Below are 17,306 nucleotides of genomic sequence, written 5' to 3'. Positions count from 1 at the left end.
ACTTGTCCACATTTCGGCCCTTGTCTGGTATGATTCCGTCAACTGAGCGCCGGGTCTGACTTGCCCGGCGCAACGATTCCGGGGTTCTCGTATCGATGTTCAGACTGCTCGGCTGGTTATTCGGCTTTGGTATCTTTTGTGCGCTGGCGGCGGTTGGTGTCGGCGTTGTCTATATTCAGCAGGTCTCGTCCGACCTGCCGGACTATACGGTGCTCAAGGATTATCAGCCGCCGGTGACGACCCGGGTGCACGCCGCGAACGGAACGTTGCTCGCCGAGTATGCGCGTGAACGCCGCCTGTTCCAGCCGATCGAGACCGTCCCGGCGTTGGTGATCAACGCCTTCATTTCGGCAGAGGACAAGGATTTCTACAGCCACGGCGGCATTGCCGTTGACGGTGTGATCCGCGCGCTGCGCGACAACATCATGGCCCGCATCGAAGGCAATCGCTCGATCCAGGGTGGCGGCTCGACCATCACCCAGCAGGTGGCCAAGAACTTCCTGCTTACCTCGGAGCAGACCTGGGACCGAAAAATCCAAGAAGCCATTCTGGCGCTGAGAATTGAGTCGACCTTTTCCAAGGACAAGATCCTCGAGCTTTATCTCAACGAGATCTTCCTTGGCCTCAATTCCTATGGCGTGGCCGCAGCGGCGCTGAACTATTTTGACAAGGCGCTGCACGAACTGACCCTCGGCGAGGCCGCCTATCTCGCAGCGCTGCCCAAGGGCCCGAACAATTACCACCCCTTCCGCCGGCCCAAGCAGGCCATTGAACGCCGCAACTGGGTGCTCGATCGCATGCTGGAGAATGGCTACATCACCGAGGCGGAAGCGGCAGCCGCCAAGCAGGAATCGCTGAACGTCACCCCACGCAGCTCTGGCAGCCAACTTTATTCGGCCGAGTATTTCACCGAAGAAGTGCGCCGCCAGCTCAACAAGCTGTACGGTGAAGCCGAGCTCTATGGTGGCGGCATGTCGGTGCGCACCACACTCGACCCCAAGCTGCAGGGCTACGCGCGCAAGGCGCTGATGGACGGGTTGATCCGCTACGACCGGGCGGAAGGCTTCAACGGTCCGGTTGCGACCGTCGATATTTCCGAGGACTGGGGCGTCGCCGTCAACGAGATCGACCGGCTGACCGATGTGCCGGAATGGCAGCTCGCCGTGGTGCTCGAAATGGGCGCCAATGAAGGTAAGATCGGCCTGCGGCCGGAAACCGAGATCGGCGGCGCGGTGTCGTCTGACCGCGAGACCGGCACGCTCGCCGGGCCGGACATCAAGTGGCTCTCGCCGAAACTCGGTACGGTGCTGAAACCCGGCGACGTGATCTATGTGTCGAAGGTCGAGGGCACCGAAAGCAATTACACGCTCGAGCAGGTGCCTGAGCTCGAAGGCGCCATCGTTGCGATGGACCCGCGCACCGGGCGCGTCCTGGCCATGGTCGGCGGCTTCTCGTTCGCCGAGTCCGAATTCAACCGCGCGACGCAGGCGCTGCGGCAGCCCGGCTCCTCGTTCAAGCCGATCGTTTATTCGGCGGCGCTCGACAACGGCTATACGCCGGCCTCGGTGGTGCTCGACGCACCGCTGGAAGTGGTCAATGCCGATGGTTCGGTCTGGCGGCCGGAAAACTATGCACAGCAATTCTATGGACCGCAGACCCTGCGCCGGGGCATCGAGCGCAGCCGGAACGTCATGACCGTTCGGCTGGCCAAGGATCTCGGCATGCCGCTGATCTCGGACTACGCCAAGATGTTCGGCATCTACGACACGCTGAACCCGGTGCTGGCCATGGCGCTCGGCGCCGGCGAGACGACCGATCTGCGCATGACGGCGGCCTATGCGACCATCGCCAATGGCGGCCGTCGCATCACCCCGACGCTGATTGATCGTATCCAGGACCGCTATGGCAAGACCATCTATCGCCATGACGAGCGGCTGTGTGACGGCTGTACCGCGGACAGCTGGCAGGGTCAGGCCGAGCCGCTGATCATCGACAACCGCGAGCAGGTCCTCGACCCGATGACGGCCTATCAGATCACCTCGATGATGGAAGGCGTCGTGCAGCGTGGCACCGGCACCGGCGCCAAGTCGCTGAACCGTCCCGTGGCGGGCAAGACCGGTACGTCGAACGACTACAAGGACGCCTGGTTCATCGGCTTCACGCCGGAACTGGCAGTTGGCGTCTATGTTGGCTTCGATACGCCACGCAGCATGGGCCGGCGGGCGACAGGCGGTGAAATGGCCGTGCCGATCTTCACCAGCTTCGTGTCGAAGGCATTGCAGGGCAAACCGCCCACACCGTTCAACATGCCCAGCGGCATGGCCCAGGTCTGGATCGATCCGGCGACCGGCGTGAAGGCGAACGGCGGCTCGGCGGCCATCTACGAGGCCTTCAAGCCTGGGACGGGCCCCAATCTCGTCACCTCGGTAATCGGCGTCGATTCCAATGCCTTCCAGAACATCCAGCAGGGGCAGGATCCCAGTACGGATATGACCCTAGGGCGCGGCGGGCTGTTCTAGCGAGCAGAGCAGGGCGCCACCCGGGCGTCCGCAACACTGATCTTCGCACGCGGAGCCCTGAGGTGTACCGCGTATTTGTCCGGGTTCGGAAATAAAGGGTTTACCTCAGCCGCAGAGACTTGGCGCGATTCATATCTGCGAAGGACTATTGAGCGAACGTACCGCATGAAAAGCGGTGTTTTCGCGCAATAGAGGCTACCCCCATGTCTGTTCTTCGCGCCCTGGTCGGGTTTGTATTTGTCAGTTTTTTCCTCACACCAGCGCTGGCCGCGGACTGGGCCGCGTCGCGGGTGCGCGGGCCGGTCTTTCTTATGCTCGACAACGGTTGGACGCCTCTGTCGCGTGGTGACATCGTGCCGGACGGCACCATGGTGCGGACCGGCAAAGGCACGAAGGTGCGCCTGGAGCGTGGCAATGAGCGCATCGATTTGGGCTCGAACACGCAGATCCGCATCTATGATCGCGCCGATACGCTCTACACCACGGTAAAGCAGGATTTCGGCATCGTCTCGGTCGAGGCCGATGTGCGCCAGGTCGAGCATTTCGCCGTGGAAACGCCGCAACTTGCCGCCGTGGTCAAAGGGACCCGATTCACCGTGATCTATGGCGAGAACATTGCCGAAGTTCGCGTCAACCGCGGCACCGTGGCTGTCCGCGACCGTAAGAGTGGTGCCAATACCCTGGTCGGGGCAGGCCAACGCGCTTCGCGTGCCGATGATGGCGAACTGCTGCTGGACGGCGAGAGTCTCAAGGGTACGCCGGACCTGCCGCCCCAGGCCAAAGGTGTCGGGTCGGATGGTATGCCGCCGGGGCAGCTGAAAAAACTCGCCGATGATGCGGCCAAGTCAGCAGGCAAGGCAAAGTCGGATGCGGAAAAGTCCAGCAAGGGCCTCGCAAAAGACGTCGAAAAGTCCGCCGGCAAGGCCCTGGGCCACCTGAAAAGCGGCAAGTCGGGCGACAAAGACTAGGACTGACGCGTGACGCTTGCCCCTGCCGTTCGGATCTGGCTGGTCGCGGTTCTCGCCGCGGCCGCCGTGGCCGTTCTGTCAGTATCCCAGACGCTTTCGCCCGCCGACAAATGGCTGCAGGATCTGCGCTTTGAGGCGGCAACCGTCGCGCCGACTGAGAATTTCGCCTATGTAGACATCGACTCCGAAAGCATCGCCGAGGTTGGTCTGTGGCCCTGGCCACGCCATCTGCACGGCGATTTGCTGACACGCCTTCTCGACGCAGGGGCCGAGCAGGTCGCCTTCGACGTCGACTTCAGCGCGGCAAGTTCCGAGACGGAGGATGCAGCCTTTGCAGCGGCCCTCGCTGACGCCGGCGGTTACGCGGTGCTCGTTGCTTTCGAGCAGACGGGGTCAAACGGGCCCGTGGGCAGCATGCCAATGGAGCGGTTTCTTCCGCTGGTCGATCTCGCCTCGGTGAATATTGCAGTGGATGATGGTGGCGTGTTGCGCCAGGCGGAAAATGGCCGTGCCATCGGCGGCACGCCATTGCCTTCGCTTGCCGCGCTACTGGCGGAGCGCGGTGCAGGCAGCCCCCATTTTGGTATTGATTACGCCATCGACCCCAGCCGCATTCCGCGGCTGTCCGCCATCGACGTGCTGAATGGCACGGCTGATATGAGCGCAGTTTCCGGGCGCCAGGTGGTGATCGGCGCGTCGGCGATCGAACTACGAGATCTTTTCGTCGTGCCGAAACACGGCGTGCTGCCCGGCGCGCTTGTGCAGATCCTGGCGGCAGACACATTGGTTCAGCATCGCGAACTGGCCAGTCTGCCCTGGTGGGTGGTGCCCATTTGCGCCCTTCTGCTGGGGAGCCTGCTGGCGCTGACCCAGCGCCGGCTTGGTATAGCCCTGGCGACTACTTTGGCACTCGCGCTGGTAGCTGAAGCCGGCGCGTTGCTGCTGCAGGCCCAGATGGGGCTCTTGCTTAGCACCATTGGCATCCATCTGACGCTTGTCGCGGTGTTGATTGCCGTAGCCAAGAAGGAACTGTCGCAACGCTGGCGCCAGCGCCGCTTGGCCGAGACCCAGCGCGATGAGGTCCAGCGCATCCTCGATCGCGTGGTTGGCGACAATTTCGAAGGCATTCTGGTGATCGACCGCGACGGCAAAGTCCTGTCGTCAAGCCCGTTGGCAAATGAACTGTTCGGCCATTCCATCACCGTCGCCGCCGACTTGCCCCCGCAACTCGCCGACGCGGTCAGGACGGCGCTGGAGACTGGCGAGGCTGTAACCTGGCCGCAGACTATCGACATCGCTTATGCTCAGGCGCTCGAGACCCGACACATCGAATACCTTGTATCGCTGTCCCGCATGCTCGAGGAAGGTGCCCGCAGTTCCCGCCGCATGGTCTGTCTGTCGTTCCGCGATGTGACTGCGCGACTGCATGACGAAGCGCGCATGCGCTATCTGAGCGCGCACGACCTTCTGACCGGCGCCCTGCAACGGCACACGCTGGTGTCCAGGCTTGCGGAACGTGAGCTGGAAACTGTCAGCATCTTTGCGCTCAGCATTACGGGGATGCACGCCGTCAACGACACCTTTGGCCAAAGCGTCGGTGACGAGGTGCTGCGTCAGGTGGTTGGACGCATGCGGGCCTTAGGCCTCGCGGAGGTGACCCGCCTCGGCGGCAACCACTTTGCCGGCATTGGCCCCACAAACCTCTCCGAGGCGCAGCTCCGTCACTATGGCACAAACCTGCTCGAAGAACTCAACCGGCCCATGCGATGCGGCGATCTCGCCCCGACCATCGGTGCGCGCATCGGCGCCATGACGCCGGATGACACTGGTGACGACGCAGAAGCGCTTCTGCGCCATGCCGAGATGGCCCTGTCCGTCGCCGGCGAGACGTGGACCACGCCTGTGGTCCTGTTCGATCGCCAGATGGAACAGACCCTCGATCACAACCGGATGATCGAGGCCGACCTGCGCGTGGCGCTGCGCGATGAAGCCCTCGATGTCCTGTTTCAGCCGCAGGTCTCGCTCAAGGACGGCACCATCATCGGCGCGGAGTCGTTGGTGCGCTGGAAGCGACAGGACCAGCAGGTGTCGCCCGAGCTGTTTGTGCGGCTGGCGGAGCGCTCCGGACTGATCGTCGAGCTGGGGCGGCTGGTGCGGACGCGGGCACTCAGCGCCGCCGCCGCGTGGCCCGATCATCTGCGCATCGGCATCAATGTGTCGCCTCTCGAAATCCAGACGTCAAACGTCTCCGATCACCTGCTCAGCGAGGCGAGGCGTCATGGCGTCGATCCGCGGCGGATTGATCTGGAGATTACCGAAGGTGTCTTTCTGGCGCCGGCACCGCATGTGGTCGGCTGTCTGGAGCACCTTCGCCAGGAAGGTGTGCGGATTTCGCTCGATGATTTCGGCACCGGCTATTCCTCATTGCGGGCCATCGCCGAACTGCCGGTCGACACCATCAAGATCGATCGTGCTTTCGTCACCGGGCTGCCGGATGATCGCGACTCCCTCGCGATCGCATCGGCGGTCCTGCGCATGAGCCGTGAACTGGGCCGTGACGTCGTGGCCGAAGGAATCGAGACCGAAGCGCAGATGCGCGTCCTGGCCGAGCTTGGCTGCGACATAGGGCAGGGCTATCGCTTCGGGCGACCGATGACAGCCGAAAATCTCATGGAGCTCGTCGGCGCTCAGATCCCGCAACGGCTTGCGAGCTAACAGGGCTGTCGGTTTTTGGGAGCTGGTGCCGGCAGCAGGAGTCGAACCCGCGACCTTCTGATTACAAATCAGCTGCTCTACCAACTGAGCTATGCCGGCACGGCGCGTGCGATAGCACCGGCGGCTCGACTGCGCAAGAAACCATGATGCACAGATGCCGCTTTGCGCGCAGCTTATCAGCGGATCGACGCTCCCGGCGCATTGCGAAACTGTCCCTATTGATGGTTTATGGGCTCCGAGGGCCGGTTTGTCGGCCATAAGCGCGTCGGACTTGAGAGGGACACAACATGAAACGGACAACTGCCATCGGCCTGCCGGCTGCAGTGCTGCTCGGCGGACTGCTGCTCGCGGCGTGTGACAACAATACGCCATCCGAGCCGGCGCCGTCGGCAGAGGCCACGGCCGAGCAGCCGGACGATAGCGCCGCCGCAGAAGCTGCCGCTGCTGAAGAAGCGGCGGCTGCGGAAGCCGAGGCCAAGGCCGCCGAAGAGGCTGCCGCTGCCGAGCAGGCTGCCGAGGAAGCTGCTGCTGCCGAGGAAGCTGCGCAGGCTGAAGCCGAGGCCAAGGCGGCTGAGGAAGCGGCTGCTGCGGAAGCTGAGGCCAAGGCCGCAGAGGAGGCCGCCGCTGCTGAACAGGCCGCCGAGGAAGCCGCAGCCGCCGAGGCTGCTGCAAAGGCGGAAGCCGAAGCCAAGGCGGCTGAAGAAGCGGCGGCTGCAGAAGCTGCTGCCAAGGCAGAAGCCGAGCAGAAGGCTGCCGAGGAAGCCGCGGCACAGGCTCAAGCCGAGGCAGACGCCAAGGCCGAACTGGAAGCCGCCGCTAAGGCAGAAGCCGAGGCTGCCGCAGCAGCAAAGGCCGAAGAGGAGCGAATCGCTGCCGAGGCCGCCGCAAGGGAAGAAGAAGAGCGCATGGCCGCAGAGGCCGCTGCCATGGCGGAGTCCGCTGACGCCGCCAGTGCACGCGGCGCTTCGGACGCCGAATCGGCGATCAAGGCGGCTGACGCCGTGCCGATGGACACCGAGGTTGAGGCGACGCCTATGGCGGAGCCCGCTGATAGCGCCAGCGTGCGCGGCGCGGCAGATGCCGAAGCGGCGGTTGCCGCGGCTGATGACACGCCGATGGACATCGAGATTGAGGTCACGCCGATGGCGGCGGACTCCGAAGCTGCGCCGATCGAAAGCGGAGATGCAATGAGCGACGCAGAGGCCCGCGGTGAGGCAGATGCCGAGGCCGCGATCGCCGATGCCGATGCGGTTGACGCGGACGCTGAGGTTGTCGTCGAGGTCGAACTGGACGGTGCTGCGGCACGCGGCCGGGCCGATGCCCTCGCGGCGATCGAAGCCGCTCAGTAGGCAACGGCCATCAGTGTCGATATGAGCTGAGCCGCGACCTTCGGGTCGCGGCTTTCTTATTGGGCGCGGCGGCCTGCCGTGGCGGCAAAGAGCGCGATTGCTGCAGCATTGGACACATTGAGCGACTTGATCGGTCCGGGCATATCGAGCCGCACCATCTCGTCGCAGAGTTCGCGCGTCCGCTGGCGCAGGCCCTTGCCTTCGGCGCCCATGACGACGGCCAGAGACATGTCGTCGGTCCGCGGGCGCAGGGGGGCAGGGGCTTCGGAATCGAATCCCATGACCACGAGTCCCATGCGTTTCAGATCCTGAAGCGCATCGCCGAGGTTGCGCACCTCGATCATCGGCACGAGATCGAGTGCGCCGGACGCCGATTTGGCCATGACGCCGGTTTCGCGCGGCGAATGGCGGGCCGTGGTAATCACCGCATCGGCGCCGAAAGCACAGGCGGTGCGCAGAATCGCGCCGACATTATGCGGATCGGTCAGTTGGTCGAGCACCACCACGAGCCGTGGCGCCTTGAGGTCGGCAAGCCCGAAGCGACTCACCGGTTCGACTTCCAGCGCGACTCCCTGATGCACCGCATCGCTGCCCAACAGCCGATCGAGCTCCTTCGGCGTAGTGGTGGACGGGGACATGCCGCCGGTCCCGCCCGACTCATTCAGCCGCGCCAAGGCATTTGGCGTAACCAGAAGGTTACGTTTTTCGCGACGCGGATTGTCAAGTGCCGCGCGCACCGTGTGCATGCCGTACAGGTAGACCGGCCCGGTATCCGGGTCGTAGCGGGGCTTTGGGGGAAACTTGTTTCGGCTCATGGACCTGCGCTAGCTGCTTTGCGTGAACTCGGCAAGCAATTCCCTTTTTTCCCGCCCGTGAGGAAAGTGTCATATGGGAGTTGACAGTGGCTCTTCCCATCAGCATAAACCCCACGCGTTTCGGACTACCAAGCCGTTCGCCTGGCGCAAGCCAGCGGTTCTTTTGGGAACCGGGAGAGTGTCCCGAGCGGCAAAGGGGGCGGACTGTAAATCCGCTGGCTACGCCTTCGTAGGTTCGAGTCCTACCTCTCCCACCACCCCACTTTTCGTGCTACGCAAGTGGCGGCCCATTGTGCCGATCGTCTGGTGCGGGTGTAGCTCAATGGTAGAGCAGCAGCCTTCCAAGCTGAATACGAGGGTTCGATTCCCTTCACCCGCTCCAAACCTGTCCGGCCTCTCCCCAATCACAGCTGCCAAATGACTCGACGCGCCCCTTTGGTTTGCGGGGCACTCGCTTGCGTCGCATGGCGCATCTAGAGCTCACGCTGGCTGAATCGCAGTTGCCGGTTTTCGACCCTAACTGAATTCAGGCCCACAGTCGTCCCGCGGGCTTCAGGATGTCCCGGGTGCGTGGCGCGCCATCGGATCGAGAACTCTGCTGCAAAAATCCATATGCGTTAAGTTCGAATCCAACCCCTATTTCACGCTGCCTTAATTGTCCTGCGCGATGATGCGCACAAGGCATGTTCAGATTAGAAGCCCCGGTCGTCGGCAGAGAGCCATTTGTTCTCGCATCGCAAACGCCCCGGTTCCTTCGCTCCTGGTCATTGCAGTCCAAGGGTCGCACGTGCGGGCGACGGGTAGGGCGCCAGTAACCGTACAGCTTGTACGACAGGACATTTAGACGACCGTACCCGGAACGTGCGGGCGACAAGGAAGACAGCGATGAATAAAAAGAATGCAGTCCGCGGTGGCGTAAAGCTCTCGACCGCGATTGTCCTGATGTCGATTGGTGGCCTCGCCATCGCCGTCGCCGCGATGGCGCTCGTGGTCTACCTGAACCTGGCGTCCAGCACCGCGCAACTGGCGCGCGACAACCAGCTTGTCAATCTGCGCACCGCAGCGACGATCTTCAGCGAAGTTGTGCCGGGGGCCGAACTCGAATGGTCCGCTGACAACGAGGTCACCGGAATCACGGTGCCGGCCATGCCCGAGTTTACCGACAACACGATGATCGAAGAGATCACCCGGGTGACTGGCGAGACCGCGACCGTCTTTGCCTGGGATGAGGAAAGCCAGGATTTCTGGCGGCGCACGACCAATATCATCAAGCCCGACGGCACGCGCGCCGTTGGCACACCGCTGGGACAGAACGGCGCTGTCTATCCCGTGGTGATGCAGGGTGACACCTATCTCGGCGAAGCGGTGATCCTGGGCACGCCCTATTACACCGTCTATCAGCCGATCCAGAACACTGACGGCAAGATGGTCGGCATTCTCTATGCCGGCGTCCAGAAGGCCAAGATCACGGCGGCACAGGACGAGACCCTGCTCATGCTGTTCACTGTCTCGGCCCTCGTGTTCGCGGTGGTCGGCACTGCGCTGTTCTTTGCCGCCAAGCGCCTGATGCGCCCCATTCCGCAGCTGGTGAATGTCATGCACCAGGTCACTGAAGACCCGGCGAGCGTGGATGTGCCCTTCACCAATGCACGAAACGAACTGGGCGAGATGGCGCGCGCCGTCGAAGTGTTCCGCGAAAATGGCATCAAGGTCAGCCAGATGACCGAGGCGGAAGCGGCGCGGATCGTTGCCGATGAAGCGCAGCGCCGCACCATGATGACGCAACTGCAGGGCGCTTTCGGCGAAGTGGTCGATTCAGCGATTGCCGGCGATTTTTCAAAGCGCGTGGACGCCAAATTCCCCGACGCCGAACTCAACAGCCTGGCCGGCAGCGTCAACAGCCTGCTCATAACAGTCGAGAACGGGCTGAACGAAACCGGACGGGTGCTCAAGGCACTTGCCAACACCGACCTGACCGAACGCATGGCGGGCGAGTATCAGGGTGCCTTTGCCCATCTTCAGGCCGATACCAATTCGGTGGCGGACCGGTTGAGCGATGTGGTCCACCGGCTCAAGAACACTTCGCAGACTTTGCGCACGGCAACCGGGGAAATTCTGGCCGGCGCCAATGATCTGAGCGAGCGCACCACCAAGCAGGCCGCAACGATCGAAGAGACCTCGGCGACGATGGAGCAACTGGCCTCCACCGTGCTGGAAAATGCCAACAAGTCGGGAGAGGCCAGCCTGAAGTCGCAATCGGTCTCGCGGACTGCCGAGGAAGGCGGTCAGGTGATGAGTCAGGCCACCGGAGCGATGGAAAAGATCACCGCGTCCTCGGCCAAGATCTCCAACATCATCGGGCTGATCGATGACATCGCCTTCCAGACCAATCTGCTGGCGCTGAACGCTTCGGTGGAAGCGGCGCGCGCCGGTGATGCTGGCAAGGGGTTTGCGGTCGTAGCCATCGAAGTACGGCGCCTAGCGCAATCGGCGGCGTCGGCCTCTGCTGAGGTCAAAGTGCTGATCGAGCAAAGTGCGACCGAAGTCTCCGGCGGGTCCAAACTGGTCGCAGACGCCGCCAGCAAGCTCGAAGCGATCCAGAACGGCATTCGCGAGACCAGTTTGGTGATGGAAGGCATTGCCCGCGAAAGCAAGGAACAGGCGGCGTCGATCGAAGAGGTCAATGTCGGCGTGCGGCAGATGGATGAAATGACCCAGCACAATGCGGCGCTGGTCGAGGAAATGAACGCGGCGATCGAACAGACCGAGAGCCAGGCGGGTGAACTCGATGAGATCGTGGCTGTATTCGCGACAGGCGGCTCTGCTTCTGCGCCGTCGATGGTTCGACCAGCCACCACCCAACGTCCAGCACACCCCGCGGCCCCCGCACGCAAGGCGGCAGCGCAGTATCTCAGCCGTGGCAATGCGGCGATCTCGGCTGACTGGGACGAGTTCTGAGCATCCCCAGCGCCTTCTCTGTCGTCTCGGGTTCCGGGATGACAGAGAAGCGCAACCGGGTTTGATCTTTGCCAGCAGTGCTACGAGATAGCCTGCCGGCGAATTTTTGAATCCATGTGAAGGCTGGTGCCAGAAATTCATGCCGACCTGTCCGGTTCTCCAGTCCACCTGCGTCCTTGGGATGGGCGCGACGCGATAGTTTTTCTATGATCGGCGTTGCGCAGCACGTGACTGGGAATGAGGGACGCGCGATGCAATTCACGATTCTGATCTATGGAGAGCCGGGACTGTTCGACCGGCTGACGCCTGAGCGGCAGGCCGAGGTGATGGACGGACATCACCGCTTGCTGGAAAAACTGCATGCCGATGGCGCCTACGAGGTGTCGGCGAGGCTCGCCTCCAGCGCCACGGCGATGCGGTTGAGCGGTCCAGCCGGGCAGACGGTGTTGATGGACGGCCCCTATGCCGAAACCAAGGAACATTTCCTCGGCTTTTACCAGATCAACTGCGCCGACATGGATGCAGCACTCGATTATGCCAGGATCATCGCCAGCGATACGGTAACGCTCGAAGTGCGCCCGGTCGCATGGTCGGAATAGGCGACGCCGGGTGAGCGCTACGCCGGGCATGGATGCGCTCCTCGGTCAGGCACGGGCCCGCACCGTGGCGGCGTTGTTGCGCGCCTTCGGCGATCTCGATCTCGCTCAGGAATTGTACCAGGAAGCGTGTGTCCGCGCCCTGCACAGTTGGCCGGAACGTGGTGTGCCAAAGGATGCGACGGCCTGGTTGATCCGCGCCGGCTACAATGCCGGGATCGACCTCACGCGCCGCAAGCGGCGGTTTGCCTCGGCCGATCCCGATGCCGTACTCGATGCGGCGGCGGCCGACACCGATGCGGAGCAGGCTATCGCGGCGGCAATGGATGACGCGGTCTATCGTGACGATATCCTGCGGCTGCTGTTCATGTGCTGCCATCCCAAGCTGCAACTCACCGACCAGCTGGCACTGGCGCTGAAGGTCGTGGCCGGCCTGTCGGTCGGCGAGATCGCGCGGGCCTTCGTCGTGACGCCGGAGACCATGGAGCGCCGGCTGTCACGGGCCAAGCAGCGTGCGGCAGCCGCGGGCATGGCCACGGCACCCCCGTCGCCAGAGGAACGCGCAGCGCGGCTGAAGGCGGTGTCGCGCATGCTCTACCTCATGTTCAACGAGGGCTATTCGGCGAGCGGGGGTGACCAGCCGATCCGGCAGGCGCTTTGCGTCGAGGCGATCCGGCTGGTGCGGCTGCTACTCGATCTGTTTCCGGGCCAACTCGAGACCATGGGCCTCTTGGCACTGATGCTGCTGCAGCACGCCAGGCACCCGGCGCGGCTCGATTCCAAGGGCGAGCTCGTGACGCTCGACGCGCAGAACCGGGCACTGTGGTCCGAGGACCTGATCACCGAAGGCACGGTGCTGGTGCAGAACGCCCTGCGCCATCAGCGGCCCGGGCCGTTCCAGCTTCAGGCGGCCATCGCAGCGGTTCATTGCAGCGCGAAAACCCCCGAAAAGACCGACTGGGCGGAGATCTCGGCGCTCTATGCGGTGCTGGAGATGGTCGAGCCCAGTGCCGTGGTGACACTCAACCGCGCCGTTGCCCTGGGCAAGGTCGAGGGGCCCCAAGCAGCGCTCGATTTGCTGGCGCCGCTGGCAGATCAACTGCAGCGCTACCTGCCGTTCCACGCGGCGCGGGCTGGGCTATGTGCCGAGGCAGGAGATGCCGCAGGGGCGCAACTGGCCTTGCAAGCGGCTTTGAGGTGCAGCCCCAATCCGGCGGAACGCGGTTATCTCGAAGCCCGTCTGGCCGAAATTGAAGAAAAATCGTGCACCGCTGTCCGGATGGGAGCCACCGCGCCGTCCTTGGAGTGATCGCCGCAGTGACGATCTTCATCAATGGAGGACGAAATGAACCGCAACATCACCCACGGTGCGCCGAGCTGGTTCGAATATGTCGGCCCGAACCCGGCCGAGGCCCGCAAGTTCTACACCGACGTGCTCGACTGGTCGGTCGCCGACATGCCGATGGCAGACGGCTCAAGCTATGGCCGTCTCGAAGTTGCCGACGAGCCTGTCGGCGGCTTCAGCCCGAACCCCGCGCCCCGGGCCGGCTGGATCGGCTACATCACCGTGGACGACGTCGACACGCGCTTTCGCCGTGCGGTCGAGCATGGCGCCAAGCCGCTCGTGGAGCCGTTTGACGCGCCCGGCGTCGGGCGGATGTGTCACCTGACCGATCCGAGCGGCGCCGCGATCGCCTTCATCACCTACGCACACTGAGCGTTTGGCCCGGTGCCTATGGCGCCGGGCCAATCACTACGACGGAGATGACGATGCCCGACACCAAGACCTACGCCGCCAGCTTGCGCGACCATCTCGCTCATCGACCGGAGATCAGCGAAAAGCACATGTTTGGCGGTGACTTCTTCATGCTGAATGGCAACATGCTGTGCGGTATCGGCAAATATGGCTTCATGTTCAGGGTCGGCAGCGACAACGAAGCCGAGGCATTGCGGCTGCCGGGCGCCGAACCGGTCGCCATGGGGCGAAAGATGCCGGGGTTTGTTCATGTCGAGCCGGAAGCAGCGCTGCAGACCGGCCTCGACACCTGGCTGGCGCTGACGGAGCGATATGTTGGCGCGATGCCCCCCAAAGACCGCAGGCTAGGGCGAGGACAACAAGGATGAGCTTCACGGGATATACCGAGGATACGCAGCGTTTCTTGCGCGACCTGGCTGTCCATAACGACAAGAGCTGGTTCGAGGCCAACCGGCACCGCTACGAGGAGGCGGTACGCGGCCCGAGCATGGCGCTTTGCACAGCGTTACAGCCCGCGCTTGCCGACTGTGATCCGCCGCTCCATGCCGAGCCGAAGCTCAACGGTTCGGTGCGCCGGATCTTTCGGGATACCCGGTTTTCAGCCGACAAGGCGCCGTACCACGATAATCAGCACCTGATCTTTTTCACCGGCGACAAGCCGAACGCCGGACCTGGTGTGCACGTGGTCATCGGGGCGAACGGATTCAGCTATGGGGCAGGGCACTGGGCTTTTTCCGACGCGCAGCTGGCGCGTTTCCGCACCCAGGTTCTGTCTGACGGGGGCGCTGCGGTAGAACAGGCCATCGAGGAGAGCGGCCTGCCGATGGACCCGCCGGCGCTGAAGACCGTGCCGCGCGGCTTCGACAAGGAGGCAACGGCGGCGGGTTGGCTCAAGTACAAGGGGCTGGTGGTGCGCACGCAGGAGCGCCTGCCGATGCCGCGTGAACTGCTGGGGCCGCAGGGTGTGGATTTCGTTGCGGACATCTGCACGCGGATGCTGCCCCTGATCCGCTACATCGGCGCGCATGTGCAGGGCGACTGAACGCAAAGGGCGGGCGTGAGGGGAGGGGCTAGCACGCGCAGCCCGTTCGACGCACAAATGGCCTTGCACCGATTTCGCTTTCCGATTAGACGAAGGGCCGCAGGTTTAGGGGTATAGCTCAGTTGGTAGAGCATCGGTCTCCAAAACCGAGGGTCGAGGGTTCAAGTCCTTCTGCCCCTGCCATGCGCCCCGCGCGAGGCGCACCTGCACACTTCCTCTCAGGATCGATTGGGCGCCGTTGTATTTGACGGCGCATTGCGGCGCCACGGCCAGCGGCCCTCGATCTCGACTTCGAGCGACAGGCTGAGGAAAGTTCGGATCAGCACGACACCTGCGAGGATGCCTAGGCTGCCGAGACTGGGTTCGATCGCCACCGTATTGATGATGTCGGCTGCAACGAGCAGTTCGAGCCCGAGCAGGATGGCCCGTCCAAGCGTCGACCGCATCCGGTGATAGGCGTCTTGCCGGCCACGGTCGCGCAGCATGCCAACACCGGCGATGACGATGCCGGCCAGAATAGCAACTACGCCGAGCGCCTCGATCAGAACGGTGATCAGTTCCAGCGCGTCAAAGAACATTGCCTGCATCGGGCCCTCCATCTGTGATGGAAGGAATGCGCCCGGACCGATCGCGTTGCGTTCGCGGTCTCAGCGCCTGGGTCCGCGCTTGCGGGCCTCCTGTTCGGCGGCGGCCCGCTCGAGCGCTTCTTCGGTGCGGCCGACGAGCGAAGCGGAAAAGAGTTCTGCCGCGGTCTTGAGGACCGACAGCATGATCAGTGCGCCGAGGCTGCCCAGCAGCAGAGCAAACCAGGCGCCGATGAGGATCGTGCCCTGCATGATGACGATCCGCAGATAGAATCCGATGACCTCGCGCTCCGGGCCGTGGCCATCGCGTGCAAACATCCCGGAGTTCAGGCCACGCAGAATGAACAGTCCCGCTAGTGGCAACCACAGGCCCTGCGTGAAAAACACATGTTCGATGAAGGCCAGCGGACCGCTGAATTCCTGTTCCCAGTGACCGGCGAACAGCGTCCACAGAAACAGCAGGTGCACGCCCATGAAGATGCCGGCATGCGCCAGCACGAACAGGCCGGCGCCGGGGCCGCCCTGGACCGGAGCGCCGGACTGGTCGCGCATGCCGCGGATCAGTTCACCCTTGGTCGTAGCGACGCGCAGGACGATCCAGAAGCCGAAAACCGCGGTCTCGAGCCAGTAGAACAGCACCAGCGTGAACGCATCCCACTGACCAACCAGTGCGCCGGCGAGGGGGAGGGCGTTAGCGGCCAGAACCAGGAGGGTTTCGCGCGTGAGCCAGCGATCGATCAATAGGGTGTCCAGTTCTCGGTGATCAGTTCAACAGCCTCCGAGCGGACGGAGTCAAAGGTGAGACTGCGGGCCAGCGCCTGTCCATTGGCGGCGATCGCCTGACTTTCAGTATCGTGAGAACGCACCCAGTCGATCTGCTCGAGTAGATCGGACATGTCCGGCTTGATCGGCACATAGTGTTCCCACGGGATGAGCCGGTCATAATACCACTGCCGGTAGCCGTGTTCGCTTTCCACTTTCAACACGCAGCACCCAAAGTGCAGTCGGATAAGCAGATTGGACCAGGTGTTGGTATTGCCGTCGACGTCGATAGCGAACTTGCGGCCGAGCCAGCTGGATTCGGGGATGGGGTCGCCCGTTATGCCGAACTGCTGCAGCGCGGCGAAGCTTATAAGCCGGTCATTTGCTCGGGACAGTTTAACATCTGTCCCGGCGACTGCGCGCAACGCGAGACACAGTCGTATCCTTGGCGTAACTGCGTGCGGCGCAGATTCGACAAGCTGAGGATCATTGCTCTGCGAGCCTGAGTTGGTTCCACGCCACACTATGTCGCTTGATCGCTCGTGCCAATCAACAGAGGAGACTTCTGCCGCACGCCACGAAGCGCTGAAGCCGTAATTCTGAAAAAAGTGCGGGTCTGGCAGCGGTATCATGTTTGCAATGCCTGTAGAGGGAGCAAAGCGCGCGCCCGAGGGACTTTCACCGTCAGACAGCGTCACAGAGAGCATCTCGACCTCAGTATCGCAGTGCGCGAACCAATAAAGGTATGCGGCAGAGTGTTTGCGACCGGCATGCCGGAAGCGAATATCCTTGGATATCGACAAAGTGAGCGTGACGGTGTCGGCCTCGCGCCGGAACACGGCATCCAGCCCGTACCTCGCGTCGCTGTCATGTTGTACTCGCAACTTGGGTAAAGGCACGAGGCGTCCCGCTAACTGTCGCTGCGTTTCGCGCCAGACGCGATAGACTAGGTAAGGTCTATGCAAGTCGTTAGCAATTTTCTTAGAAGCATGCGCTGGCGACAGCTTGGTATCACGCTGAACAATAGAACCGAGAGAGGTCATCCGTTATCCTTGGTCACGAGGCCGGGTAGAATGGGGGAAGAAGCCTCAGAACTGACTCTTATGGCTGACATAAGCGGGCGCTTCAAAGCCGAATGGCAAAAGCCAGTTGCATTCGTGCGTCGCAGCCATTAGATACGCCACGACAGCCGCCCGAGTTGACTCGCGCGGTTGTTCGTTTTTGGCCTTTTGGCCGCGAAGG

The 17,306-nt window shown here is 63.0% G+C and carries 14 protein-coding genes and 4 tRNA genes; 13 read left to right on the top strand and 5 right to left on the bottom strand.

Annotated features, from left to right (window positions below):
* The first annotated feature begins 95 nt into the window (after window positions 1–95).
* The 3 genes from ACN0TK_RS07635 (at window position 96) to ACN0TK_RS07625 (ending at window position 6,202) form a co-directional block, all read left to right on the top strand.
* The gene (locus ACN0TK_RS07635; protein WP_417308873.1) at window positions 96–2,519 is read left to right on the top strand and encodes a penicillin-binding protein 1A; all 2,424 of its coding nucleotides are present in this window, start codon (window positions 96–98) and stop codon (window positions 2,517–2,519) included.
* 203 nt (window positions 2,520–2,722) lie between these two features.
* Window positions 2,723–3,487 (top strand): FecR domain-containing protein, encoded by a 765-nt coding sequence (locus tag ACN0TK_RS07630; RefSeq protein ID WP_417308872.1) that lies wholly within the window; start codon window positions 2,723–2,725, stop codon window positions 3,485–3,487.
* A gap of 9 nt (window positions 3,488–3,496) precedes the next feature.
* Entirely contained in the window at window positions 3,497–6,202 is a 2,706-nt protein-coding gene (locus ACN0TK_RS07625; protein WP_417308871.1) for an EAL domain-containing protein, read from the top strand.
* A 23-nt stretch (window positions 6,203–6,225) separates the two neighbouring features.
* Here ACN0TK_RS07625 and ACN0TK_RS07620 read toward each other — a convergent pair.
* A tRNA-Thr gene (locus tag ACN0TK_RS07620) sits at window positions 6,226–6,301 on the bottom strand.
* 188 nt (window positions 6,302–6,489) lie between these two features.
* Between ACN0TK_RS07620 and ACN0TK_RS07615 the strand changes: the two genes are divergently transcribed.
* The gene (locus tag ACN0TK_RS07615) at window positions 6,490–7,551 is read left to right on the top strand and encodes a hypothetical protein (RefSeq protein ID WP_417308870.1); all 1,062 of its coding nucleotides are present in this window, start codon (window positions 6,490–6,492) and stop codon (window positions 7,549–7,551) included.
* 56 nt (window positions 7,552–7,607) lie between these two features.
* Here the strand turns inward: ACN0TK_RS07615 and rlmB are convergent, their stop codons facing one another.
* The gene (gene rlmB, locus ACN0TK_RS07610) at window positions 7,608–8,366 is read right to left on the bottom strand and encodes a 23S rRNA (guanosine(2251)-2'-O)-methyltransferase RlmB (protein ID WP_417308869.1); all 759 of its coding nucleotides are present in this window, start codon (window positions 8,364–8,366) and stop codon (window positions 7,608–7,610) included.
* Window positions 8,367–8,538: 172 nt separating this feature from the next.
* Here rlmB and ACN0TK_RS07605 point away from each other — a divergent pair.
* The 9 genes from ACN0TK_RS07605 (at window position 8,539) to ACN0TK_RS07565 (ending at window position 14,901) form a co-directional block, all read left to right on the top strand.
* Window positions 8,539–8,623: transfer RNA gene (locus tag ACN0TK_RS07605), tRNA-Tyr, on the top strand.
* Between the two features lie 51 nt (window positions 8,624–8,674).
* Window positions 8,675–8,748 (top strand) — tRNA-Gly (locus tag ACN0TK_RS07600).
* A gap of 503 nt (window positions 8,749–9,251) precedes the next feature.
* Entirely contained in the window at window positions 9,252–11,324 is a 2,073-nt protein-coding gene (locus ACN0TK_RS07595; RefSeq protein WP_417308868.1) for a methyl-accepting chemotaxis protein, read from the top strand.
* Window positions 11,325–11,575: 251 nt separating this feature from the next.
* Window positions 11,576–11,923, top strand: coding sequence for a YciI family protein (locus ACN0TK_RS07590; RefSeq protein WP_417308867.1), 348 nt, complete (start codon window positions 11,576–11,578; stop codon window positions 11,921–11,923).
* 10 nt (window positions 11,924–11,933) lie between these two features.
* A complete protein-coding gene (locus tag ACN0TK_RS07585) occupies window positions 11,934–13,229 on the top strand; it encodes an RNA polymerase sigma factor (protein WP_417308866.1) in 1,296 nt (431 codons plus the stop codon).
* Between the two features lie 36 nt (window positions 13,230–13,265).
* Window positions 13,266–13,637, top strand: coding sequence for a VOC family protein (locus ACN0TK_RS07580; protein WP_417308865.1), 372 nt, complete (start codon window positions 13,266–13,268; stop codon window positions 13,635–13,637).
* 53 nt (window positions 13,638–13,690) lie between these two features.
* Window positions 13,691–14,044, top strand: coding sequence for a TfoX/Sxy family protein (locus ACN0TK_RS07575; RefSeq protein WP_417308864.1), 354 nt, complete (start codon window positions 13,691–13,693; stop codon window positions 14,042–14,044).
* On the top strand, window positions 14,041–14,718 hold the full coding sequence (locus ACN0TK_RS07570) for a DUF2461 domain-containing protein (RefSeq protein ID WP_417308863.1): 678 nt from the start codon (window positions 14,041–14,043) through the stop codon (window positions 14,716–14,718). Before ACN0TK_RS07575 ends, ACN0TK_RS07570 begins: the two co-directional genes overlap by 4 nt.
* Window positions 14,719–14,825: 107 nt before the next feature.
* Window positions 14,826–14,901, top strand: a tRNA-Trp gene (locus ACN0TK_RS07565).
* 35 nt (window positions 14,902–14,936) lie between these two features.
* Here ACN0TK_RS07565 and ACN0TK_RS07560 read toward each other — a convergent pair.
* Genes ACN0TK_RS07560 through ACN0TK_RS07550 form a run of 3 tightly spaced genes read right to left on the bottom strand, consistent with a single transcriptional unit; the run spans window position 14,937 to window position 17,107 of the window.
* On the bottom strand, window positions 14,937–15,305 hold the full coding sequence (locus tag ACN0TK_RS07560) for a DUF1622 domain-containing protein (protein ID WP_417308862.1): 369 nt from the start codon (window positions 15,303–15,305) through the stop codon (window positions 14,937–14,939).
* 60 nt (window positions 15,306–15,365) lie between these two features.
* The gene (locus ACN0TK_RS07555) at window positions 15,366–16,043 is read right to left on the bottom strand and encodes a DUF6498-containing protein (protein WP_417308861.1); all 678 of its coding nucleotides are present in this window, start codon (window positions 16,041–16,043) and stop codon (window positions 15,366–15,368) included.
* The gene (locus tag ACN0TK_RS07550) at window positions 16,040–17,107 is read right to left on the bottom strand and encodes a glycosyl transferase family 90 (protein WP_417308860.1); all 1,068 of its coding nucleotides are present in this window, start codon (window positions 17,105–17,107) and stop codon (window positions 16,040–16,042) included. Before ACN0TK_RS07550 ends, ACN0TK_RS07555 begins: the two co-directional genes overlap by 4 nt.
* Window positions 17,108–17,306: the final 199 nt, after the last annotated feature.

The sequence above is a fragment of the Devosia sp. genome, assembly GCF_048261455.1.
GTDB lineage: Bacteria > Pseudomonadota > Alphaproteobacteria > Rhizobiales > Devosiaceae > Devosia_A.
Note: the sequence above shows the minus strand (reverse complement) of the source record. Positions and strands in the feature narration are given on the sequence as shown.

Coding starts and splice junctions, on each gene's coding strand:
- ACN0TK_RS07635 (WP_417308873.1), top strand. CDS start 96: ATGTTCAGACTGCTCGGCTGGTTATTCGGCTTTGGTATCTTTTGTGCG.
- ACN0TK_RS07630 (WP_417308872.1), top strand. CDS start 2,723: ATGTCTGTTCTTCGCGCCCTGGTCGGGTTTGTATTTGTCAGTTTTTTC.
- ACN0TK_RS07615 (WP_417308870.1), top strand. CDS start 6,490: ATGAAACGGACAACTGCCATCGGCCTGCCGGCTGCAGTGCTGCTCGGC.
- rlmB (WP_417308869.1), bottom strand. CDS start 8,366: ATGAGCCGAAACAAGTTTCCCCCAAAGCCCCGCTACGACCCGGATACC.
- ACN0TK_RS07595 (WP_417308868.1), top strand. CDS start 9,252: ATGAATAAAAAGAATGCAGTCCGCGGTGGCGTAAAGCTCTCGACCGCG.
- ACN0TK_RS07590 (WP_417308867.1), top strand. CDS start 11,576: ATGCAATTCACGATTCTGATCTATGGAGAGCCGGGACTGTTCGACCGG.
- ACN0TK_RS07580 (WP_417308865.1), top strand. CDS start 13,266: ATGAACCGCAACATCACCCACGGTGCGCCGAGCTGGTTCGAATATGTC.
- ACN0TK_RS07575 (WP_417308864.1), top strand. CDS start 13,691: ATGCCCGACACCAAGACCTACGCCGCCAGCTTGCGCGACCATCTCGCT.
- ACN0TK_RS07570 (WP_417308863.1), top strand. CDS start 14,041: ATGAGCTTCACGGGATATACCGAGGATACGCAGCGTTTCTTGCGCGAC.
- ACN0TK_RS07560 (WP_417308862.1), bottom strand. CDS start 15,305: ATGCAGGCAATGTTCTTTGACGCGCTGGAACTGATCACCGTTCTGATC.
- ACN0TK_RS07550 (WP_417308860.1), bottom strand. CDS start 17,107: ATGACCTCTCTCGGTTCTATTGTTCAGCGTGATACCAAGCTGTCGCCA.